We start from the raw sequence: 20,855 nt of genomic DNA on the forward strand, positions 1-20,855 counted from the left end.
GAGGGGACCCGGGCAGCGCGCCAGGGTCCCCTCCCCGCCGCCGACCGGAGCGAGGCGCAGGATGGACCCGGTGGCGGCACTGGACCGCATCGCCTTCCTGCTGGAGCGCGCCCAGGAGCCGACGTACCGGGTCCAGGCCTTCCGCACCGCCTCCGCGGCCCTCGTACGGATGGGGGAGCGCGAGGTGGCCCAGCGAGTCGCGGCGGGCACGCTCGAAGAGGTCAAGGGCATCGGCCCGAAGACCGCCCGGGCCGTCCGGGAAGCACTCGGCGGCCAGATCCCGGAGTACCTCCAGCGGCTGGAGGACAAGGCCGCCGCCCACCCCGAGGGGCCGCCCGCGAGCCCCGAGGCCCTCGCGCTGCGCGCCGCCTTGCGCGGTGACTGCCACGTCCACTCGGACTGGTCGGACGGCGGCAGCCCGATCGAGGCGATGGGCCGGGCCGCGGCCGGCCTCGGGCACGAGTGGGCGGTGCTCACCGACCATTCACCCAGCCTGAAGGTGGCCCGCGGGCTCTCGCCGGAGCGGCTGCGCGAACAGCTGCGGGTGGTGGTCGAACTCAACGCCACCTGGGCCCCGTTCCGGCTGCTCACCGGCATCGAGTGCGACATCCTTCTCGACGGCTCGCTCGATCAGGAGCCCGAACTCCTGGCCGAAGTCGACCTGGTGGTCGGCTCCGTCCACTCCAAGCTCCGGATGGACGCCCCCGCCATGACCCGGCGGATGATCGCCGCCGTGCGCAATCCGCACCTGGACGTCCTCGGCCACTGCACCGGGCGGCTGGTCACGGGCAAGACCCGCCCCGAGTCGGAGTTCGACGCCGAGGCCGTCTTCGCGGCCTGCGCCGAGGCCGGCACCGCGGTGGAGATCAACAGTCGGCCCGAACGCCTCGACCCGCCACGGCGGTTGCTTCGGCTCGCCGTGGCCGCGGGCACCTTCTTCGCGATCGACACCGACGCCCACGCCCCCGGTCAGCTCGACTGGCAGACCACCGGCTGCGAACGCGCCCTGGAATGCGGGGTGCCGGCCGACCGGATCGTCAACACCTGGTCCGCGGCCGACCTCCTCACCTGGACCCGGACCCGCCGGTCACCGTAGACCCGCCGGCCGTCCGGGACGCCGTGAGGGTGAACAGCGCCCCGTCCGGATCGCGCAGCGCCACCCACCGCTCGGTCTCGCTCACAGCCGGATCCGAGACCGTGCGCCCGCCCAGCGCCTCCGCCGCCGCCACGGCCGGATCCAGCTCGGGCACCCGGAAGTGGACCTGCCAGCGGGGCCGGGTGTACGGACTGTACGAGGCCTGCTCCACGGGACCGCTGTCCAGCCGCGCCACCGGCTCCCCGCCCTGCCGCAGCACGACCCGCTCCTCCTCGTAGGAGACCTCGCAGCACCCGGTGCGCTCGGTGGCCCACTCCAGGACCTCCCCGTAGAAGATCGCCGACTCGAAGGCGTCGCGGGTGCGCAGCTCCAGCCAGGCCGGCGCGTGTCCGCTGCCCACCCGCCAGCCCGCCGACACCCGGCCCTCCCAGATCCCGAACACCGCCCCGTCCCGGTCCGCCACGAGCGCCGCGCGGCCCCCCGTCTCGAAGGACACCGGTCCCACCGCGATCGTGCCGCTGCGCTCCCGGACCCGGCCGACCGCCACATCGGCGTCGTCGACGGCGAAGTACGGAGTCCAGGCCACCGGCACCGCCAGATCCCCGGCCAGCGCCCCGATGCCGGCCACCGGATCCCCGTCGAGCTCGGCCACGGAGAACGCGTCGCCGAGCCGCGCGGGCCGGAACCGCCAGCCCACGACCGCACCGTAGAACCGCTGCGCCGCGCCGAGGTCGCGTGCCATCAGGCTCACCCAGCACGGCGCCCCGAAGACGTCCCTCGTCGAAATCTCCACTGTTTTGCTCCGCCCTTCACCGGGGCGCGGTCAGCGCGCCGCCCGACCACAACCAGTAGCGCCCCGTCCCCGGCCGTGGCCCGCAGGCGCGCCACCGGGACCACCGGCCGTGGGGCACGGATATCCCCTTGGCGGCACGAGGGCCGACTCCTAAGGTGCGCGTATGACGATCATGCATTCCCAGGACATCGATACCGCGGTGTCGCTCACCGCGCGGGCGCTGCGGGACGTGGCGCACCTCGACTGGAGCGCCCCGGCCGCCGGCCTGGAGTGGAGCTGCCACGACACCGCCGTCCACGTGGCGGAGGACTTCACGGCCTACGCCGCCCAGCTCACGGTCCGCGCCGCGGACGGGTACGTCCCCCTGGAGATACGCGCCGAGGAGGGCACCGGCCCCGCCGGCATCATCGAGATGATCGAGGCCTCCGGCGGGTTCCTGTCCGCCGCCGTGGCCCTCGCCGGGCCCGGTGCCCGCGCGTGGCACCCGTACGGCAGGGCGGGCGCCGACGGCTTCGCCGCGATGGGCGTCGTCGAGACCCTGCTGCACACCCACGACATCCTCGGCGGGCTCGGCGTCCACGACTGGGAGCCGGACCCCGCACTGCCCGAGCGGGTCCTGGACCGCCTCTTCCCGCACGTCCCGCGCGAGGCCGGCGGCCCCGACGCCTGGCGGAACCTGCTGTGGGCGACCGGCCGGGGCGAACTCCCGGGCCTGGCCCGGCAGACGGCCTGGCGCTGGTACGCCGAACCCGTCGCGGCCGAGCGCGTACTGCTCTGCGACATCTCCCCGATGGCCGCCGCCGACCTGCTCGCGGGCGGCACCGGCGGTTTCGCCTGGGCCGAGGACGGCCCCGGCGACGGCACCCGGCGCGCCGCGGGGAGCGTGGTGAGGGCACGCGAGGAAGGGACGTACCGGCCGGGCTGGGGACCGTACGCGATCATCCGCGCGAGCGACCGGCGGGCCATCGGCGGCATGGGCTTCCACGGCGCTCCGGACGCCGACGGCCGTGCCGAGGTCGGCTACGACCTCGTCCCCTCGGCGCGCGGCAACGGCTACGCCACCGATGCGCTGAAGGCGCTGTCCGCCTGGGCCTTCGGACAGCCGGGCCTCACCCTGCTGGCGGCCACGACGGACGAGGACAACGCACCCTCCCAGGCGGTGCTGCGGCGGACAGGTTTCACCGAGGCCGGCACCGGGGAGGGCCTTGTCCGGTACGTCCTACGGGGCTCCGGGGCCTAAGCCGTCTCTTTCGGATCCTGCCGGTGCCGCCCCCCGGCTCGGAAGGCAGGTCCCCCATGGTGAGCTCCCAGGTCCCCGTGATCGATCTCGGCCCGTGGCGCTCCGGCGGACCCGGGGCGCGCCGCCGCGTCGCCGACCGTGTCGACGAGGCGCTCCAGGCGGCCGGCTTCCTGCTGGTGACCGGGCACGGGGTGGACCCGGAGCTGCCCGGGCGGATCCGGGAGGCGGCGCGCGCGTTCTTCCGGCTCCCGGCCGCCGCCAAGGCCCCGTACGCCGTCGCGGTCGGCGGACGCGGCTGGCTCGGCCCGGGCGCGGAGGCCAACAGCTACGCGGAGGGCGCGGCCTCCCCGCCGGACCTCAAGGAGTCGTGGTCCTGGGCGGCGGAGGACCCGACGGGGATCCCGTCGGTGGACGCCGAGTGGTTCCGGCCCAACGCGTGGCCTGCCGAAGTTCCCTCGCTGCGGCCGCTGGTGGACCGGTACCTGGCCGCGATGCGGGCGCTCTCCAACGAGCTGCTGGAGCTGCTGGCGGCCGCCCTGCGCCTGGAGCCGGACCATTTCACCCGCCACACGGGACACCCCACCTGGGGGTTCAACGTCAACTGGTATCCCGGCACCGAGCTCATCGGGCCGCCGCTGCCCGGCCAGTTCCGCATCGGGGCGCACACCGACTTCGGCACCGTCACCGTCCTGGACCGCCAGCAGGGTGCGGGCGGGCTGCAGATCCACACCGAGGCCGAGGGCTGGCTGGACGCCCCCTACGATCCGGCCGCGCTCACCGTGAACATCGGCGACCTGATGGCGCGCTGGACGGGCGACCGGTGGCGGGCCGGCCGCCACCGGGTGCTGCCGCCGCCGGCCGACGCGCCGGCCGAGGAGCTGATCTCGCTGGTCTACTTCTACGAGTGCGACCCGCACACCCGGGTGGAGTCCCTCCCGGCGCCGCTGGGGCGGATCGCGCACGAGCCGGTCGACTCGCACGCCTACCTGCGGGCGCAGCTCGACGCGATCACCGTCCCGGCGGGGGATGCGGCCGGTCCCGGCGGCTTTGGGGATCCGGCTGGTCAGACGGGTACGGAGGCCTAGGGACGGCCTGGTGGGGGCCCCGATTACCCGATGCCGGGCGCGTTCGGCAGGATGGGCGTCATGACCGAGATCCGTACCCCCCGCCTCCTCCTCCGCCGCTGGTCCGAGGACGACCTCGTCCCCCTGTCGGAGATCAATGCCGACCCCGAGGTGATGCGCTGGATCGGTGACGGCGAGACGCTCGACCTCGAGGAGACCGCCGAGGCCATCGAGCGCTGGGAGGACGAGTGGGACGAGGAGGGCTTCGGGATCTTCGCCGTGGAGCTGCTGGCCTCCGGCGAGCTGATCGGCGCCGTCGGGCTCTCCATGCCCTGGTGGCTCCCCGAGGTCCTGCCCGCGGCGGAGATCACTTGGCGCCTCGGCCGCTCCTACTGGGGTCAGGGCTACGCCTCCGAGGCCGCGCACGCCACGCTGGAGTTCGCCCTCCAGGACCGGGGCCTCGACCGGGTCGTCGCCGTGAACCGGGCGGGCAACGACGAGTCCGAGAACGTGATCCGCAAGCTCGGGATGGCGGCGGAGAAGGACACCGCGCACCCGGAGTCCGGCGCGCTGCTCAACATCCACGCCATCGACCTCACGGAGTACGAGGGCTGAGCTGCCCGCCCCTCCCCGCCCCTCCCGGCCGGTCTCGCCCGGTCCGGTCCGGGGCCGGTTTCGGCCGGCCTGCCCGGCCTGCCCCGCCCCCGCATCAACCGATCGGTCGACCCGGTGGTCGGCCGGCGGGCCGAGCGGCCGGCCCCTCCCGCGCGGTGAGGATGGGTACGGGGGAGCGGGCGCACCACCGGCCGCGCCCCCGGAACCGAGAGGGGCAACCATGCCGGAGCACGACCGACCGGGCCGCCCGCGCCCGCGCCGCCGCGTACGGGGAACCCGTACCGCCCTCGCGGCCCTCGCCGGGGCCCTGCTGCTCGGAGCCTGCACCCAGCCCGGCACGGCGCCGGCCGCGGCGCCCGCCGCGGCGCCCGCCGGTTCCCCGCTCCCGACGGCCTCGCAGACCCCCGACGGGACCCTCCTGGTCGCCGATTTCGGCGCCGACACCGTCACCTTCGTGGACCCGCGGCGCGGCGCCATCGGCTCCGTCCCGGTCGGCAGGGCGCCGTACGGCCTGGCGGTCGGCGCGGACGGCCGGGCCTGGGTGGCCACGGCCGAGGGGGTCGCCGTCGTGGACACGCGTACGCGCACCCGGCTGGCCCGCGTCCCGTACCGCACCACCGGCACCGGGCCCGTCACCGGCGGCGAGTACCGGGGCGGCGGCATGGGCATCGCGCTCTCACCCGACGGCGCCCGCGCCTACGTCGGGGTGAACGTCCCCGGGACCACCGGGGTCCTGGAGGTCATCGACACGGCGAAGGCCGAGGTCGGCGCGGTCGTCCCGGTGGGCCGGCGCCCCTTCGACGTGGACGTGTCGCAGGACGGCTCCGAGGTCTACGTCACCGGCCACGACTCCTTCGACGTCACCGTCGTCCCCGCCGGCACGCTGCGGCCGCGCCGCATCGAGGTCGCCCCGTACGGGACGGAAGGCGGCCTCGGATCCTGGCTGAAACCGCACTACGCGGCCGTGCGGCCGGCGGACGGGATGCTGCTGCTCCCCTTCGAGGGCGAGCGGCTCGCCGTGGTGGACCCGCGGACGGGGCGCACCACGGTCGAGGAGCTGACCGCCGAAACCCACCAACACGGGGTCGCCCTCACGGCGGACGGCCGGCTCCTCGTGGTCGGCACGGGGGCGGTGGAGCCCGGGAAGGGCAAGGGGCCGTCCCTCACGGTCCGTTCCCCGGACGGTGCGGAACGGGTGTACCCGCTCGACGGACCGCACGAGGACGTGGCCGTCTCCCGGGACGGGCGCACGGCCTACGTCACCGGCGGCCACACCCGGGACGGCTACTGGAACGGCATCACGGTCGTCGACCTCGACACCGGGAGCGGCCGCCGGCTCGCGGCGGGGTCGCGGCCGCTGGGCATCGCGGTGCTGTGAGGCGGGGCGGGCGCCCGGCCCGACGTCAGGCCGGGCTGCCGGACGGCCGGGAGCGGGTCGGCCCGGAGCGGGTCGGCCCGGCCGAAGGCGCGGTCGGTGTCATGCCGCGCACGCGTCCAGCATGGTGGAGAGCATCCGCTTCTCGGGGTCGGTGACGGTCAGGCCGTACGCCGACTTGACGGTCGTCCAGGCCCGTCCGTACTGGCACCAGGCCGCCTTCGACGGCGGCTGCCACAGATCGGGGCTCTGATCGCCCTTCGAGCGGTTCGAGGAGGCGGTCACCGCGAGCAGTTGGGGGTGCGTCAGATCGTTCGCGAAGGCCTTGCGCTTCGCGGCGTCCCAGCCGGCCGCGCCCGAGCGCCAGCCCTCGGCGAGGGGCACCATGTGGTCGATGTCCATCTTCGAGGCCTGGGTGACCACCACACCGTCGTACAGGCTCTTCCAGGTGCCGGACACCGCCTTGCACTCGGAGTCCCGGGTGACGTCCGCGCCGTCCCGCTGGAGGATGACCTCGCGGGTGTCGCACTTGGCGCCCTGCTCCGCCCAGTGCGTGAACTTGTCCCGGCTGTAACCGGACATGGTCCCCGGCGGGGCCACCTTCAGCGCGGCCAGCTGGGTACGGGCCACGGCGGCGCTCACCATGCCGGGCAGCACGTCCCCGGGGGCGGGCTTCGCGTCGTCGGGGGCGCCGGACGAGCCGGACGCGGCGGGCGTGGCGGGCGTGGCGGTGCCCCCCGGTTCCGGGTCGTCACCGGGAGCCGTCCCGGTCCCCGAACATCCGGCGAGGGCCAGCAGCGCCGCGGCCGCCAGTGCCGCACCGGGCACACGTATCTGACGTCCCATTACCCCACCCCGAGCCTGCCGCGCACTGTGTCGGGGGAAGCCTACCCACGCCGGACGGGTCCCGAAGCCCCGCCCGTCGGCGGAGCGGTGGCCGTCGTGCGGCTCTCGTGAGCCGGCTCCGCGGCCCGGATGCCAGCCAACCCCCGGACGGGTGAACGGGGTTGGGTTCCGCCGCCGGGGCGCTGCCATCGTGCGAGCCTTCGCCGATCCGAGAGGAAGGAACTCCGATGGTGACGTGGTCCGCGCAGACGCTGGCCGCCGCGAGCACGGTGGTCATGCTGGGCACGGCCGGCTGGGCGGCGTGGGAGACGTACGACGCGCCGCTGCTCGCGGTCTGGGACCGGCCGTGCGCCGACCCGCGGTCCAGGCCGGAGTTCGTCGCGCACCAGGCGCACGACGTGGTCGTGGCCACCGTCTCCGCCCGCGCCTGGTACCCGGACGTCCAACTGCTCTCCCTGCGCGTGGAGGAGACCCTCAAGGGCGCCCTCCCCGCCGAGGCCAGGGTCGCCCAGGGCCTCGGACCGCCGCCGGGGTCGGAGTCGCTGGTCCAGATCCTGGAACCGGGCCGCCGCTACGTCGTCTCCCTGGTGCCGGCCGAGGAGTACGGCGACGGCCTGGTGTGGGGTGCCGTACCCGCCGACGCCGGCTCCGAGGCGACCCCCGGGACCGAGGAGGTCTGGCGCGAGGCCGTGGTCCACCCCGAGGAGCCGCCGGTCTGCGACGACGTCGTGGTCGTCGGCTGAGCCCCGGGTCGGGGCGGCGGCGCCCGGGCCCCGCGGTACGCAGGGCCTCGCCACCGGAGCCGACGGGGGGAAGGGTGGCCCCGGAGGGAACCGCGGCTACCGTTGACCCCTCTTGTACCGGGAGGGGGGCGACGACCATGAAGAAGACTGCTGCGTCCGCGACCGGGCGGACGGCGCTGGCGGGGCTCGCGGGACTGCTGTGCGCGGTGCTCGCGGCGTGCGGCACCGTACGGGCGGGGGAGGCGGCCGGACCCGCCCCCGCGGCGGCGCCGAGCCCGGAGATCTGCGATCTGGACGGGCCGACGGACGGCGGCCCGGGCGCCGGCACGGCGACCCCCGACATCCCCACGGACCAGGAGACGGGCGCGTACGCGGGCCCGCCCACGGACCAGGAGACGGGCGCGTACGCGGGCCCGCCGACCGATCAGGAGACCGGCGCGTACGCGGGCCCGCCGACCGATCAGGAGACGGGCACCTACGCGGGCCCGCCGACGGACCAGGACACCGGCCCTCCGGACCCGCCCACCGACCAGGACACGGGTACGCCGGATCCGCCCACCGACCAGGACACCGGTACCCCGGACCCGCCCACGGACGGCACGGCCGCGCCCGGCGGATCCGGAGGCGTCACCAATGGCGCCGGCCCCTGCGGCGCCATCGGATGGTTCGACATGACCCGGGACTTCGCCGGCTGGTACGCCAAGCACCGCACCGAAGAGGACCAGGGCATCCCCGCGGATGGCATCGGCCCGGTCCGCGTCCGCAAGGTGGGCGGGGCGGGCCGCGCGGAAGTGACCTTCACCACCGAGGGGGTGGGCAAGAGCCGCGGCGACGACGCGCGCAGGGTGGTACGGGTCTTCGCGGACTGGCGGCACGAGGTGTACGGGGACACCGGCACGGTCACCGTCCACACGCGCGAGACCTCCCCGGTCACCGTGGCCGGCTCCTGGTGACCCCGGTGCGGGCCCGGCCGGGGCCGCACCGAAACGACCCGTTCGTCCAGGGTCGGCTCGCGTCCCGCAGGGCTGACGACCTCCAAGTGTGACTTGGGTAAGTCATAAGGCAGAGTTATAGGGGCATAAATAGGGGGTGGGTTCTGGGTTAGGCTTGCCTCAGTTTAGTGTTCCCTTGATCGAGTCAATTCGTCGTTCGAAGGGAACCAGACATGCCTCGCCCCCTGCGGGTAGCAATCGTCGGTGCCGGCCCCGCCGGCATCTACGCCGCCGACGCCCTGCTGAAGTCCGAGGCGGCCACCGAGCCGGGTGTGTCCATCGACCTGTTCGAGCGGATGCCGGCGCCCTTCGGTCTGATCCGGTACGGCGTCGCCCCCGACCACCCGCGTATCAAGGGCATCATCACCGCCCTTCACCAGGTGCTCGACAAGCCGCAGGTCCGCCTCTTCGGCAACGTCGACTATCCGAACGACATCAGCCTCGACGAGCTGCACTCGTTCTACGACGCCGTGATCTTCTCCACGGGTGCCACCGCCGACCGCGACCTCACCATCCCGGGCGTCGAGCTCGACGGCTCCTACGGCGCCGCCGACTTCGTCTCCTGGTACGACGGGCACCCCGACGTCCCGCGCACATGGCCGCTTGAGGCGCAGAAGGTCGCCGTCCTCGGCGTCGGCAACGTCGCCCTCGACGTGGCCCGCATCCTCGCCAAGACCGCCGACGAGCTGCTGCCGACGGAGATACCGGCGAACGTCTACGACGGCCTCAAGGCCAACAAGGCGCTCGAGGTCCACGTCTTCGGCCGCCGCGGCCCCGCCCAGGCCAAGTTCAGCCCGATGGAGCTGCGCGAGCTGGACCACTCGCCGAACATCGAGGTCATCGTCAACCCCGAGGACATCGACTACGACGAGGGCTCGATCAGCACCCGCCGCTCCAACAAGCAGGCGGACATGGTCGCCAAGACCCTGGAGAACTGGGCGATCCGCGACATCGGCGACCGCCCGCACAAGCTCTTCCTGCACTTCTTCGAGTCGCCCTCCGAGATCCTCGGCGAGGACGGCAAGGTCGTCGGGCTGCGCACCGAGCGCACCGAGCTCGACGGCACCGGCAACGTCAAGGGCACCGGCGAGTTCACCGACTGGGACGTCCAGTCCGTCTACCGCGCCGTCGGCTACCTCTCCGACGAACTGCCCAAGCTGCCGTGGGACGTCGCCTCCGGCACGGTCCCGGACGAGGGCGGCCGCGTCATCGAAGCGGGCGCGCACCTGCAGTCGACGTACGTCACCGGCTGGATCCGCCGCGGCCCGATCGGCCTGATCGGCCACACCAAGGGCGACGCCAACGAGACGGTCTCCAACCTCCTCGCCGACCACGCGGACGGCCGTCTGCGGACCCCCGCCACGCCCGAGCCGGAGGCCGTCGAGGCCTTCCTCTCCGGGCGGGAGATCCGCTTCACGACGTGGGAGGGCTGGTACAAGCTGGACGCCGCCGAGAAGGCGCTGGGCGAGCCGCAGGGCCGCGAGCGCGTGAAGCTCGTCGAGCGCGAGGACATGCTCAAGGCGAGCGGGGCGTAGCCCCGGGTCCGGGTGGTGCCCGCCGCGCGCGGGCCCACCCGGACGACCGCGCGGTCCGGGCGCCGTACGGAGGCCCGGCCGGTGGGATCCACCGGGCCGTAGCGGAATTCCCGGCGCCCGGGGGAGGTTCGGACCATCGAGACACCCGAACACCCTGGACGCACGGGAGAGCTCATGAAGATCGGCATCATCGGCGCGGGCCACATCGGCGGCAACCTCACCCGCCGGCTCACCGCTCTCGGACACGACGTGGCCGTCGCCAACTCGCGCGGCCCCGAGACCCTGACCGCCCTCGCCGAGGAGACGGGCGCCACCCCGGTCACCGTCGCGCGGGCGGCGCGCGGCGCCGAGGTCGTGGTCGTGACCATCCCCCTCAAGAAGGTCCCCGACCTGCCCGCCGGCCTCTTCGACGGGGCGGCGCCCGGCTTCGCCGTCATCGACACCGGGAACTACTACCCGCGCCAACGCGACGGCCGGATCGCCGGCATCGAGGACGAGGGCCTCACCGAGAGCCGCTGGACCGAGAAGCACCTCGGACACCCCGTCATCAAGGCCTTCAACGGCACCTACGCCCAGGACATCCTGGAGCGCCCGCTCGCAGCGGGACACCCCGACCGGCAGGCCCTGCCCGTCGCCGGCGACGACGAGGCGGCGAAGAAGACCGTACGGGCCCTCATCGACGAGCTCGGCTTCGACACCGTCGACGCCGGCGGCCTCGACGAATCCTGGCGCCAGCAGCCCGGCACCCCCGTCTACGGCCTCCGGGCGGGCGCGGCGGCCGTGGCCAAGGCGCTCGCCGAGGCCTCCCCGGAACGCGAGGACGAGTTCCGGGGATGATCCCCGGCCCCTGGGCCGTCTCGCTGCCGCCGACCTAGGTGTGACGGAAGTCTGACGAACCTCCCCGACCCCTGGCCGCGGGGGCGCGGCCGGTGGTCGAATCGGCTCGTGAGCACAGAACAGGAAGCGGATCCCGACGGCCCGGCCGACGCGGGCCGCCGCGACGGCCACGATCGCCCCGGCGGCCACGACCGCCCCGACCTCGCCGCCGGCCCCGGCCGTGATCGCCTCGTCGAAGTCGACGTCGACGGCCGCGGCGCCCCCGTCGGCCGGCGGCTCGTCCTCGGCATGGTCGGACTCGGCGCCCTCGGCCTGGCCGCCGCACCCCGCCTCCAGTCCGGGCTCGACGCGGTGCTGGGCCGGGCCTCCGCGTCGGACCCCACGGGCCTGACCGGACTACTGCCGGGCGGCGGCGGGTTCCGCTACTACTCCGTCGCCTCCTCGGTCCCCGAACGCGGCCCGGCGGACTACCGGCTGACCGTCGACGGCCTGGTCGAGCGCCCGGGTTCGTACACCCTCGACGCGCTCCGGGGCCTGCCGCAGACCCGCGTCGTCCGCGACGTCCAGTGCGTGACCGGCTGGCGGGTGCCCGGCACGCCCTTCGAGGGGGTCCCGCTCTCCCGGCTCCTGGACGCCGCCGGGGTCCGCCCCGAGGCCCGCGCGATCCGCTTCACCTGCTTCGACGGCACGTACACCGAGAGCCTCACGCTCCCGCAGGCCCGTCGCGACGACGTGATGGTCGCCCTGAGGATGCGGGACGAGCCCCTCGGCCACGCGCACGGCGGCCCGGTCCGCCTCTACGTTGCCCCCATGTACTTCTACAAGTCGGCGAAATGGCTGTCGGGCATCACCCTCACCCAGGACGTCCGCCCCGGCTACTGGGAGGAACTCGGCTACGACGTCGACGCCTGGGTCGGCAAGTCGAACGGACGCGATGATGCCCCGACCGTCTGAACTCCCCGGCCGGATCCGCCGGTTCACTCGCGCCGAACGCTGGATCCACCGGACCACCGCCGCGCTCACGGGGCTGTGCCTGGCGACCGCCGGCTGCCTCTACCTGCCGCCGCTGGCCGAACTCGTCGGCCGCCGCCACCTCGTGGTCACCGTCCACGAATGGTCCGGGCTGCTGATCCCGGCCCCCGCCCTGCTGGGGCTCGCCTCCCGCGCCTTCCGCGCCGACCTGCGCCGGCTGAACCGCTTCGGCCCGCACGACCGGACCTGGCTGCGCTCCGCGCTGCGCCGGGACGCGCGGCCCGCCGCCCGACCGGCGGGAAAGTTCAACGCCGGGCAGAAGCTCTACGCGAGCTGGAGCGCCGGTGCGGCCCTGGTCATGCTCGGCACGGGCCTGCTGATGTGGTTCACCGGCCTGGCCCCGCTGCCCTGGCGGACCGGTGCGACCTTCGTCCACGACTGGCTGGCCATCGCGCTGGCCGTGGCCGTCGCCGGGCACGTCATGAAGGCGCTGGCCGACCCGGAAGCCCGGCGCGGCATGCGCACGGGCTCGGTGGCGGCCGAGTGGGCGCGGCGCGAGCACCCGCTGTGGCGCACGCCGCTCGCCCGGCGGGCGGTCCCGGTCACTCCTGCGGAACCGCCGAGTCCAGGGCGGCCGTGAGCCGCCGCAGCCGGTCCTGAAGCTCCCTGATCTCGCCGAGCTCGAAGCCGGTCGCGGTGGCGATGCGCCGGGGCACCTCGACGGCGCGGGCACGCAGGGCCGTACCCGATTCGGTCAGTCGCGCGTGGACGGACCGCTCGTCCTCGGCGCTGCGCTCGCGGGAGATCAGGCCGGCCGCTTCCAGGCGCTTGAGCAGCGGGGACAGCGTTCCCGAGTCGAGCCGCAGGTGCTGCCCGAGCTGTTTGACCGGCATCTCCCCGTGCTCCCAGAGCACCAGCATCACCAGGTACTGCGGGTAGGTCAGGCCGAGGTCCTTGAGGATCACCCGGTAGAGGCCCCCGAAGGCGCGGCTCGCCGCGCCGAGCGCGAAGCAGATCTGGCTGTCGAGGCGCAGGAAGTCCTGGTCGGGGAGGGTGGCGGGCGGCTGCTCGGTCATGGGAACCAGTGTACTCGGGGGAGTCGTGTCGACAACTGAATTGTGCACAACTGAATTGTGTGCCATATTCATGGAGCGAGGTCGCCGACCGATGGCCCCGCCTCCGCCCCGTGAGAGGAACCCCCGAGATGGACGCGCTCTACACCGCTGTCGCCACCGCCAACGGCCGCGAAGGCCGCGCAGTCAGCTCCGACGGTCAGATCGACCTCGCGCTGGCCATGCCCCAGGCCCTCGGCGGGAACGGTCTGGGCACCAACCCCGAGCAGCTCTTCGCGGCCGGCTACGCCGCCTGCTTCGCCAGCGCGCTCGGACTGGTCGGCCGCCAGGCCAAGGTCGACACCAGCGAGATCTCGGTCACCTCGGAGGTCTCCATCGGCAAGGACGGCGCGGGCTTCGGGCTGGCCGTCATCCTGCGCGTGGAGCTCCCCGACGCCCTGGCGGGCGAGACCGGTGCCCTGCTGGTCAAGCAGGCGCACGAGGTCTGCCCGTACTCCCGGGCCACCCGCGGCAACATCCCCGTCGAGCTCGTCGTCGAGTAGTCCCCGGTCTCCTTGTATCGCCGGAGCGGCCGTCCTCTCCGTCAGCCCGCCGTGCCCGACGCACGCGCGGCGCGGGCGGCGAGCGCGGCCGCTCCGGTGTATGTCAGCGCGGGCCCCTCGCCGTCCGCGCCTCCAGCGGCTCCGTGCTGATCGGCTCGGATCCAGCCGCGGGCTCGGGGGCGCCGGACTGCGCGGGCAACACCATCACCGGCCCGGTCTCCCTGGAGGCCAACACCGGAGGCGTCGAGTTCTCGGCCGACCGGGTCGTCGGCCCGCTGCGCTGCGAGGCCAACGAACCGGCGCCGCGCGTCAGCGGGACCACCGTCGTCGGACCCCGGTCGGGTCAGTGCGGGGTGAGCGCCGAAGCCCCGTAGAACCGTGGAAGCGCACAGCGCACAGCGCGCAGAACGCGCAGAAGGGTGGGGCGGGGAGGCATCCGTGGTGCTTACCCGCCCCTTCCCGCCCCTTCACCGCGTCAGAACGTCCGGTCCAGCAGCGCGAACAGCGCCGTCCAGTGGCGCTCGTCGCCGGCCGCGTCGTAGGTGGACGTGTCGGCCAGGGTGTAGCCGTGCGGCGCGCCCTCGTACACCTCGGCGCGGTGGCGGACTCCGGCCTCGGTGAGGGCCTTCTCCAGTCGGTCGACCTGCTCGGCGGGCAGCGACGGGTCCTGGTCCGCGTGGCCGAAGTACAGCTCCGCCGTCACCTCGGGCGCGAGCAGGTGGGGGCTGTCCGCCGCTCCGGTGGCCAGGAACCCGCCGTGGAAACCGGCCGCCGCCGCCACCCGTTGGGGATACGTGCCCGCCGTGAGCAGGGCCAGCCGGGCGCCCAGGCAGTACCCCGTGATCCCCACCGGTCCGGCGGCGGCGCCGGGGAAGCCCGCGAGCCAGTCCAGATACGCCCCCGCGTCGCGCATCGCGAGCTCGGGGGTCAGCGAGTCGAGGACCGGGACGACCCGGTCGAAGAGCTCCGGCTGCCGGTCGAAGTCGACGAACTCGGGCAGTTCGAAGACCGGCGTGCGCCCGTGGCGGTAGAAGAGGTTGGGCAGCAGCACGACGTACCCGGCCGCGGCGATCCGGTCCGCCATCGACTTGATGTGCGGACGGACCCCCAGGGCGTTCATGTACAGCAGGACCCCGGGATACGTGCCGTCGCCGTCGGGCCGGGCCAGATAGGCATCGGCGGTACCGTCCCGCGTGACGATCTCCACGGATGTCCGGACTACCTCGCGTGCGGTCGTCATGGCCGTCCCCCTCTTTATCTTTTGGCGAAGGCCGCAGACTACCGTGATCGCCGGGTCATCCCAGAGTGTCCTGAAATCGCCCTCTCCGGCGCCAACCGCCGTTTTACTGTGGTCCGATGCCAGTCGTGGACATCAGTGCCGGCGCCGAAGACTTCAACGCCGACCCCTACCCCTACTACGCGAGACTCCGTGAGGCGGGACCGGTCCACCAGGTCATCGTCACGGCCGACGAGTACGAGCCGAGCTGGCTCGTCGTCGGCCACGACGAGGCGCGCCAGGCACTCAACCACCCCGCCCTGTCGAAGGACTGGCGCAGCTCCGGGCACTTCCCGGACGCCCTCGTCACCGCGGTGAACGCCAACATGCTGGAGTCCGACCCGCCGCACCACACCCGGCTGCGCCGGCTGGTCGCACGGGAGTTCACCGCCCGCCGCATGGAAGGCATGCGCGCCCGTGTCCAGCAGATCACCGACGAGCTGCTCGACGCGATGGCCGCGCGGCCGGAGCGCACGGCCGACCTGATCGACACGCTGGCGTTCCCGCTGCCGATGACCGTGATCTGCGAACTCCTCGGCGTCCCCGACCTGGACCGCGAACGCTTCCGCTACTGGTCCAACGCGGTCGTCGCCCCCGCCCCCGGCGCCCCGGACAACACCGCGCACCGGATGCTCGGCGGCTATCTCGCGGAGCTCATCGAGGCCAAGGCCAAGGACCCCGGCGAGGACCTGCTGAGCGCGCTGATCCGCACCCGCGACGAGGACGGCGACTCGCTCTCGTCCGACGAAGTGGTCGGGATGGCCTTCCTGCTGCTGGTCGCGGGCCACGAGACGACCGTCAACCTCATCTCCAACGGCGTACGGGCCCTGCTCGCCCACCCGGAGCAACTGGCCGCGCTGCGAGGCGACTTCGACGGACTCCTCGACGGGGCGGTCGAGGAGATGCTCCGCTACGACGGCCCCGTGCAGCACTCCACCTACCGCTACGCCCGCGAGGCCCTGGACCTGGGCGGCGCCACCATCCCCGCCGGGGCCACCGTGCTCGTCTCCCTGGCCGGCGCCGACCGCGACCCCGTCCGCTTCCCGGAACCCGACGCCTTCGACATCCGTCGCGCCCCACAAGGGCACCTGGCCTTCGGCCACGGCCTCCACTTCTGCATCGGCGCCCCGCTGGCCCGCATGGAGGGCCGCATCGCCATCCGCTCCCTGCTCGAACGCTTCCCGGACCTGGCCGAAGACCCGGCGGCGGGCCCCCCGCCCTGGCTGACGGGCAGCCTGATGCGCGGCGTGAGCCGCCTCCCGCTCCGCTGGTAGACCGGCGGGCCCGTCCGACCCCGACCCCTTCCGGCCGGCCCACCGGGCGCGGGGTCAGCCGGCTGCGCTGAACGCCCCGTCCGTGAGGACCGGGACGATGTCGCAGGAGTCCGGTTCCGTCGCGATGGCCACGTCGCGGGCGAAGCCGCCCTCCGTGAGTTCCCGGCCCGACGCGCTGCCGGTGACCGCGGCGGCGACGTCCGGTGTCGCCTCGAAGCAGTCGGCCGCGGCGGAGGCCTCGGGTGACAGCGGGCCGCGCCGGCGCTTCCGCAGTGCCGCGAGGACCGCTCCCGCGCCGAGCAGGTCCTCCAGCGCGGGGCGCAGGCCGCCGTCGGGCCAGCGCTCGCCGGAGGCGATGACTGCGACCGGGCGGTCGAGGGTCCCGTAGCCGTGCCGGGCGAGCCAGTCGGCCACCGCCGTCGCATTGCGCAGGCACGCCGCGACCACCGTCGACCCGCCGGCCGCCGCCGCGATCGAGGAGCCGTTGGGGGAGGGCAGGACCAGGCGCGGGACGAAGGGAGCGTCCCTCAGCGCCGCCGGTGACAGTGACCACGGCGCCGCCGACGTGGCCGCACGCCGACCGACGGCCAGCCGCGCGCCTACCTCGTCCGCGAACCTCGCCGCGGACTCGTCACGCCAGGGATGGGGAAAGACGCGCGCCCCGCCCTCCACCGCCACCGTCACCGAGGTCGTGAACGACAACACGTCGACGACCACCAGGCACGCGACATCCGTCGCGAGCCGCTGCGCGCCGACGGGCCCCCAGTCGAAGCGCGCCCCGCTGCCTGTCTGCAGAAACCATGCGTCCATAGCCGACGACGATGCCATCGCGGTCACACGACGGCACCGGCGGGGCGAGTCCCGCGGCGGGGTTCGCGCCGGCCGGCGCTTGCGTTGAAGTGTGCTCCAGCACATAGCGTCGTACCCACGACCTGCGTGAAGGGGGAAGAACGTGCGGTACACACTGTTCGGCAAGACCGGTCTGCGCGTGAGCGAGTTGAGCCTCGGGACGATGACGATCGGCGACGACCTGGGCTGGGGAGCCGACCGGAAGACCAGCGCCCGAATAGTCGACGCCTACGCGGAGGCGGGCGGCAACTTCATCGACACGGCGAACATCTATACCGACGGCAGTGCGGAGCGGATCCTCGGCGAACTGCTCGAAGGGCGGCGCGACGAGTTCGTGCTGGCCACCAAGTACACCTGCGGGACCCGCGACGGCGATGTCAACGCGGCGGGCAACCACCGCAAGAACCTGGTGCGGTCGGTGGAGGACAGCCTGAAGCGGCTGCGTACCGATCACCTGGACATCCTCTGGGTGCACGCCCGCGACAACTTCACCCCGGTCGACGAGGTGATGCGCGCGCTGGACGACCTCGTACGCACCGGAAAGGCCCTGTACATAGGCGTTTCGGACTGGCCCGCCTGGGAGATCGCGCAGGCGGGCACCCTTGCGGAGCTGCGGGGCTGGTCGGCGTTCGCCGGCTCACAGCTGCGCTACAACCTGCTGGAGCGGACGCCGGAACGTGAACTCCTGCCTCAGGCACGAGCGTTCGACCTCGCCGTGCTGGCCTGGGCCCCGCTGGCGGCGGGGAAGCTCACCGGCAAGTACCGCCGGGGCGAGGGAGGTCGGCTGGACGCCTGGGGCGTCAAGCCGACCCCGCGGGAGGAGGACGTCATCGACGTCGTCCTGGAGATCGCCGAGCAGGGCGGCTGGACCCCTGCCCAGGTGGCGCTGGCCTGGCTCCTCGGCCGCCCCGGCAACATCGTTCCGATCATCGCGGCCACGAAGGAGAGCCAGCTCGCCGACAACCTCGGCTGCCTCGACGTCCGCCTCGACGCCGACGCGGTGGCCCGCCTCGACGAGGTGAGCGCCGTTCCGCTCGGGTTCCCGCACGACTTCGTCCGGGAACCGTCCGTCGTCAAGACCATCTACGGCGACCGCTGGCACGAGATCGAGGACCGGCGCACCACCTACCGCCGCACGGCCACCGAGGTGCGCTAGGAGCTGCCGTCGACATGGCGCGGGCCCGGCGCCACGTCGACGACTGGGCATAGCCTCGACTCCATGGACACCACCGGCGAAGGCGGAGACCCGGCCTGTCATCTCCACCTCCTGTGCCCCGTCTGCGGGGCGGTCGCCTCGGAGCGGCTCGCGCCCTGTTGCGCCCGGTACGCCGGTCCGGTCCGCCATCCGTGGCTGGGGGTCCTGCGGCCGGACGCGGACGGGACGCCCCTGCGGCAGCGGCTCTTCCCCGGCCGGTTCGACGTGATCTCGCCGGACGCGATGGACGTCGCCTTCGGCTACCGGGACCTCGGCACGCTGCTGGTCCGCGTCGACGGCTCCGGCCAGGGCAGGGAAGTCCGGCCGGAGCCCTGAGCGCGCGGCGTCCGGGTCAGTCGGTGTCGCCCCCCGCGAGAAGGCGTACGGCCCTGGCCAGGCGGGTCCGGCGGATCTCCGGGGTGAGGGCCTGCAGGAGGGGGAGGACGACGAGGTACCGGCCGGTCCGGTCGAGGGCCTCGAAGGCCTTGCGGGCCGCCGGGTCGGCCGCCAGCGCCTCCGTGACGTCGGGCGGCACCTCCGCCGTCCGCTGGGAGGCGTAGGCCCCCGCCCAGCGGCCGTCCTCCTGCGCCTTGCGCACCTCGGCGAGGCCCGGCTCGCGCATGCGGCCCATGGCCGTCAGCTCGGCGACCTTGTCCACATTGACCTGCGACCACAGGCTCCGGGGCCTGCGCGGCACGTACTTCTGCAGGTAGTACCGCTCGTCCAGGGACCGGCGCTGCCCGGAGATCCAGCCGTAGCAGAGCCCGATGTCGACCAGCTCGTCCGAGGAGACCGACGCGATCCCCGACGCCTTCTTCGCCAGCTTGACCCACACGCCCTCGTGCCGGGTGTGGTGCCCGGCCAGCCACTCCTCGAAGGCCCCGGCATCCGCGAAGGCGATGACCTCTACGCCGTCCAGCTCGTCCATGGGGCCAGATTAGTGCCCGCCCCTGGAGCCGGGAGGGTGTCGGGGGTGCGGGATAATGATCGGCGGCGCGGACCCGGTTCGCGCCGGAAACCCGGAACGACCCGAGATGGAGCCCCCGATGGACGTACGTCACTTCGAGCGGATCACCGCTTTCATCGAGGCGCGGCTCACCCCGCTCTTCGCCGAGGAGACGGGCAGCGACAGCGGCTTCGCGATGGACGACACCTCCCGCGCCCTGCGCGCGCTGCGCAACGCGGCGCTGGAGGCGTCCGTCGCCAAGGGGCTCATCGAGCAGCGGACGACCGCCGAGCCGGCGGTCCGCCGGGTCATCGACCAGGCGGTCGAGCACCACTGGGACGTGCTGCGCGGCATCGCCCGCCAGTGGGAGGACCACGCCGACTTCGCGCGCGAGTTCAAGCGCCACGCCTGGGAGCTGGACGAGGCGCCCGCGGCGGCCGCCGCTCAGTAGACGCCGCCCGTTCTCCCCGCTCAGTAGGCGTCGGCGGCCAGCCGGCTTGCCTCCTGCCAGGACATCAGTTCCCGGACGCCGGCGAAGTACGGCGCCGCCTCGGCCGGCTCGAGCACCGCTTCGAGCACGAGCCGGCCGGGGACCCGCGGCAGGAACCGTACGGCCGGGTATCCGTGCTGGAAGACCGGCGGATCGAGGACGAGCCGGCGCACGCCGTCGACCACGGGGATCCGGCTGGGAGTGGTCGCGCTCCAGATCCAGCGGCCCGAGGGCTCCGCGAAGTTGAAGCACTCGACCGCCTGCGGCAGCGCGTCCAGGCGGTCCATGTCGATCGGTGCGTCGCAGCTCAGCGCGAAGGCCTCGGCGCTCGGGGCCGCGCCGGTGAGGTGTCCGCCGCCGATGAGGACGCCGGCCAGCAGGGTCTGGAGCTGGTAGTTGTCGGCGATCCCGCCCATCCGCATCCGGAAGGCCCGCCCGGAAGCGCGGTCCAGGACCAGCAGCGGCTCGTCGTCGAGGAGCAGGAGCGCGCGCTGCGCGCACTGGAGGTCCCCGATGTGCGGTTCGAGCCGTTGGGTCAGCTCCACCAGGGCGTCCCGGTCGCCGAGGCGGTCCGGACCGTCCAGACGGGCCCGGACCCGGGGATCGGCCAGGACGGCGACCGCGGCCTTCTCCCAGTGGTGGACGGTGAGCCAGCCGAAGTAGGGGGCGTGCCACACGTCCCCGTAGTCGGGCCCGAAGGCCTTCTGCTGCTCGGGGCTCGGCATGCCCTCCGGATCCGGCAGCTCCACCTCGTCCCCGTGGCGCTCCTGCCAGAGCCCGGCGAACTCGACAGCCCGCTCGAGGCTCTCGCGCAGGCCGTCCAGGACGGGCCGCGCGCAGGCGACCGCGTCGGCGTTCCACTCCACCAGCGCGCCCACGAAGACGGCGTAGACGGCCGCGTGCCACTGCGGCATCTCGCCGAGCCGCCCGGCGAGATGCGGTCCCAGCTCGGGCGAATGCTCTGCCAGGGTGGCTTTGGGGAGTACGGCGAGGTCCTGGTACGCGGCTTCCAGGAGCTGGATCCTGTGCTCCGCGATCGCGGTGTCGAAGGACTCCACGGCGGAGCGGACGGCTATGTCGGGTGTGATCACTGCCGCAGTCT

24 protein-coding genes are annotated in these 20,855 nt (G+C 73.8%); 17 read left to right on the forward strand and 7 right to left on the reverse strand.

What is annotated here, in order from left to right:
* Nucleotides 1-61 precede the first annotated feature (61 nt).
* Nucleotides 62-1,096 carry a PHP domain-containing protein gene (locus tag J7F03_RS17540; RefSeq protein ID WP_214950413.1) on the forward strand — a complete coding sequence of 345 codons (1,035 nt, stop codon included), beginning with the start codon at nucleotides 62-64 and terminating at the stop codon, nucleotides 1,094-1,096.
* On the opposite strand, the gene J7F03_RS17545 is transcribed toward J7F03_RS17540, so the two are convergent.
* Nucleotides 1,065-1,838: a VOC family protein gene (locus tag J7F03_RS17545; protein ID WP_214950415.1), complete on the reverse strand. Its 774-nt coding sequence runs from the start codon at nucleotides 1,836-1,838 to the stop codon at nucleotides 1,065-1,067. The genes J7F03_RS17540 and J7F03_RS17545 overlap by 32 nt on opposite strands.
* Nucleotides 1,839-2,052: 214 nt before the next feature.
* Here J7F03_RS17545 and J7F03_RS17550 point away from each other — a divergent pair, with 214 nt between their 5' ends.
* From J7F03_RS17550 to J7F03_RS17565, 4 genes are all read left to right on the forward strand, one after another.
* Complete coding sequence (locus J7F03_RS17550; RefSeq protein ID WP_214950417.1) at nucleotides 2,053-3,129, forward strand: GNAT family N-acetyltransferase; 1,077 nt, start codon at nucleotides 2,053-2,055, stop codon at nucleotides 3,127-3,129.
* A 56-nt stretch (nucleotides 3,130-3,185) separates the two neighbouring features.
* Entirely contained in the window at nucleotides 3,186-4,214 is a 1,029-nt protein-coding gene (locus J7F03_RS17555) for an isopenicillin N synthase family oxygenase (RefSeq protein WP_214950418.1), read from the forward strand.
* A 60-nt stretch (nucleotides 4,215-4,274) separates the two neighbouring features.
* Nucleotides 4,275-4,808, forward strand: a complete 534-nt coding sequence (locus J7F03_RS17560; RefSeq protein WP_214950420.1) for a GNAT family N-acetyltransferase — start codon at nucleotides 4,275-4,277, stop codon at nucleotides 4,806-4,808.
* Between the two features lie 220 nt (nucleotides 4,809-5,028).
* Nucleotides 5,029-6,186, forward strand: coding sequence for a hypothetical protein (locus J7F03_RS17565; protein ID WP_251072032.1), 1,158 nt, complete (start codon nucleotides 5,029-5,031; stop codon nucleotides 6,184-6,186).
* Nucleotides 6,187-6,285: 99 nt separating this feature from the next.
* Here J7F03_RS17565 and J7F03_RS17570 read toward each other — a convergent pair whose 3' ends face one another.
* Nucleotides 6,286-7,029, reverse strand: a complete 744-nt coding sequence (locus J7F03_RS17570; RefSeq protein ID WP_251072033.1) for an HNH endonuclease family protein — start codon at nucleotides 7,027-7,029, stop codon at nucleotides 6,286-6,288.
* A gap of 227 nt (nucleotides 7,030-7,256) precedes the next feature.
* On the opposite strand from J7F03_RS17570, the gene J7F03_RS17575 reads away from it, so the two are divergent.
* From J7F03_RS17575 to J7F03_RS17600, 6 genes are all read left to right on the forward strand, one after another.
* A complete protein-coding gene (locus J7F03_RS17575) occupies nucleotides 7,257-7,772 on the forward strand; it encodes a hypothetical protein (RefSeq protein WP_214950423.1) in 516 nt (171 codons plus the stop codon).
* Nucleotides 7,773-7,909: 137 nt separating this feature from the next.
* Nucleotides 7,910-8,725 (forward strand): hypothetical protein, encoded by an 816-nt coding sequence (locus J7F03_RS17580; protein WP_214950425.1) that lies wholly within the window; start codon nucleotides 7,910-7,912, stop codon nucleotides 8,723-8,725.
* A gap of 212 nt (nucleotides 8,726-8,937) precedes the next feature.
* Nucleotides 8,938-10,299: an FAD-dependent oxidoreductase gene (locus J7F03_RS17585; protein WP_214950427.1), complete on the forward strand. Its 1,362-nt coding sequence runs from the start codon at nucleotides 8,938-8,940 to the stop codon at nucleotides 10,297-10,299.
* Nucleotides 10,300-10,434: 135 nt separating this feature from the next.
* Complete coding sequence (locus J7F03_RS17590) at nucleotides 10,435-11,136, forward strand: NAD(P)-binding domain-containing protein (protein WP_308379680.1); 702 nt, start codon at nucleotides 10,435-10,437, stop codon at nucleotides 11,134-11,136.
* A gap of 288 nt (nucleotides 11,137-11,424) precedes the next feature.
* The gene (locus J7F03_RS17595; protein ID WP_214950516.1) at nucleotides 11,425-12,090 is read left to right on the forward strand and encodes a molybdopterin-dependent oxidoreductase; all 666 of its coding nucleotides are present in this window, start codon (nucleotides 11,425-11,427) and stop codon (nucleotides 12,088-12,090) included.
* Nucleotides 12,071-12,748: a cytochrome b/b6 domain-containing protein gene (locus J7F03_RS17600; protein WP_374104357.1), complete on the forward strand. Its 678-nt coding sequence runs from the start codon at nucleotides 12,071-12,073 to the stop codon at nucleotides 12,746-12,748. Before J7F03_RS17595 ends, J7F03_RS17600 begins: the two co-directional genes overlap by 20 nt.
* Here the strand turns inward: J7F03_RS17600 and J7F03_RS17605 are convergent.
* Nucleotides 12,711-13,184, reverse strand: coding sequence for a MarR family winged helix-turn-helix transcriptional regulator (locus J7F03_RS17605; RefSeq protein ID WP_214950432.1), 474 nt, complete (start codon nucleotides 13,182-13,184; stop codon nucleotides 12,711-12,713). The two genes, J7F03_RS17600 and J7F03_RS17605, sit on opposite strands and share 38 nt — an antisense overlap.
* Before the next feature lie 128 nt (nucleotides 13,185-13,312).
* On the opposite strand from J7F03_RS17605, the gene J7F03_RS17610 reads away from it, so the two are divergent.
* A complete protein-coding gene (locus J7F03_RS17610; protein WP_214950433.1) occupies nucleotides 13,313-13,723 on the forward strand; it encodes an organic hydroperoxide resistance protein in 411 nt (136 codons plus the stop codon).
* A 143-nt stretch (nucleotides 13,724-13,866) separates the two neighbouring features.
* A complete protein-coding gene (locus J7F03_RS17615; protein WP_214950434.1) occupies nucleotides 13,867-14,097 on the forward strand; it encodes a hypothetical protein in 231 nt (76 codons plus the stop codon).
* A gap of 101 nt (nucleotides 14,098-14,198) precedes the next feature.
* On the opposite strand, the gene J7F03_RS17620 is transcribed toward J7F03_RS17615, so the two are convergent.
* Nucleotides 14,199-14,963 (reverse strand): dienelactone hydrolase family protein, encoded by a 765-nt coding sequence (locus J7F03_RS17620; RefSeq protein WP_214950435.1) that lies wholly within the window; start codon nucleotides 14,961-14,963, stop codon nucleotides 14,199-14,201.
* A 116-nt stretch (nucleotides 14,964-15,079) separates the two neighbouring features.
* On the opposite strand from J7F03_RS17620, the gene J7F03_RS17625 reads away from it, so the two are divergent.
* Nucleotides 15,080-16,273, forward strand: a complete 1,194-nt coding sequence (locus J7F03_RS17625) for a cytochrome P450 (RefSeq protein ID WP_214950437.1) — start codon at nucleotides 15,080-15,082, stop codon at nucleotides 16,271-16,273.
* 54 nt (nucleotides 16,274-16,327) lie between these two features.
* On the opposite strand, the gene J7F03_RS17630 is transcribed toward J7F03_RS17625, so the two are convergent.
* The gene (locus J7F03_RS17630) at nucleotides 16,328-17,083 is read right to left on the reverse strand and encodes a 2-phosphosulfolactate phosphatase (RefSeq protein ID WP_214950439.1); all 756 of its coding nucleotides are present in this window, start codon (nucleotides 17,081-17,083) and stop codon (nucleotides 16,328-16,330) included.
* Nucleotides 17,084-17,225: 142 nt separating this feature from the next.
* Here J7F03_RS17630 and J7F03_RS17635 point away from each other — a divergent pair, with 142 nt between their 5' ends.
* Together J7F03_RS17635 and J7F03_RS17640 are read left to right on the forward strand one after the other, a co-directional pair.
* On the forward strand, nucleotides 17,226-18,278 hold the full coding sequence (locus J7F03_RS17635; protein WP_214950441.1) for an aldo/keto reductase: 1,053 nt from the start codon (nucleotides 17,226-17,228) through the stop codon (nucleotides 18,276-18,278).
* A 63-nt stretch (nucleotides 18,279-18,341) separates the two neighbouring features.
* Nucleotides 18,342-18,653 (forward strand): hypothetical protein, encoded by a 312-nt coding sequence (locus J7F03_RS17640; RefSeq protein ID WP_214950442.1) that lies wholly within the window; start codon nucleotides 18,342-18,344, stop codon nucleotides 18,651-18,653.
* 16 nt (nucleotides 18,654-18,669) lie between these two features.
* Here the strand turns inward: J7F03_RS17640 and J7F03_RS17645 are convergent, their stop codons facing one another.
* Nucleotides 18,670-19,245 (reverse strand): YdeI family protein, encoded by a 576-nt coding sequence (locus tag J7F03_RS17645; protein ID WP_214950443.1) that lies wholly within the window; start codon nucleotides 19,243-19,245, stop codon nucleotides 18,670-18,672.
* A gap of 118 nt (nucleotides 19,246-19,363) precedes the next feature.
* Here J7F03_RS17645 and J7F03_RS17650 point away from each other — a divergent pair, with 118 nt between their 5' ends.
* The gene (locus J7F03_RS17650) at nucleotides 19,364-19,714 is read left to right on the forward strand and encodes a hypothetical protein (RefSeq protein WP_251072034.1); all 351 of its coding nucleotides are present in this window, start codon (nucleotides 19,364-19,366) and stop codon (nucleotides 19,712-19,714) included.
* Nucleotides 19,715-19,734: 20 nt separating this feature from the next.
* On the opposite strand, the gene J7F03_RS17655 is transcribed toward J7F03_RS17650, so the two are convergent.
* A complete protein-coding gene (locus tag J7F03_RS17655) occupies nucleotides 19,735-20,844 on the reverse strand; it encodes a hypothetical protein (RefSeq protein ID WP_214950445.1) in 1,110 nt (369 codons plus the stop codon).
* Nucleotides 20,845-20,855: the final 11 nt, after the last annotated feature.

The organism is Streptomyces sp. ISL-43 (assembly GCF_018614195.1).
GTDB lineage: Bacteria > Actinomycetota > Actinomycetes > Streptomycetales > Streptomycetaceae > Streptomyces.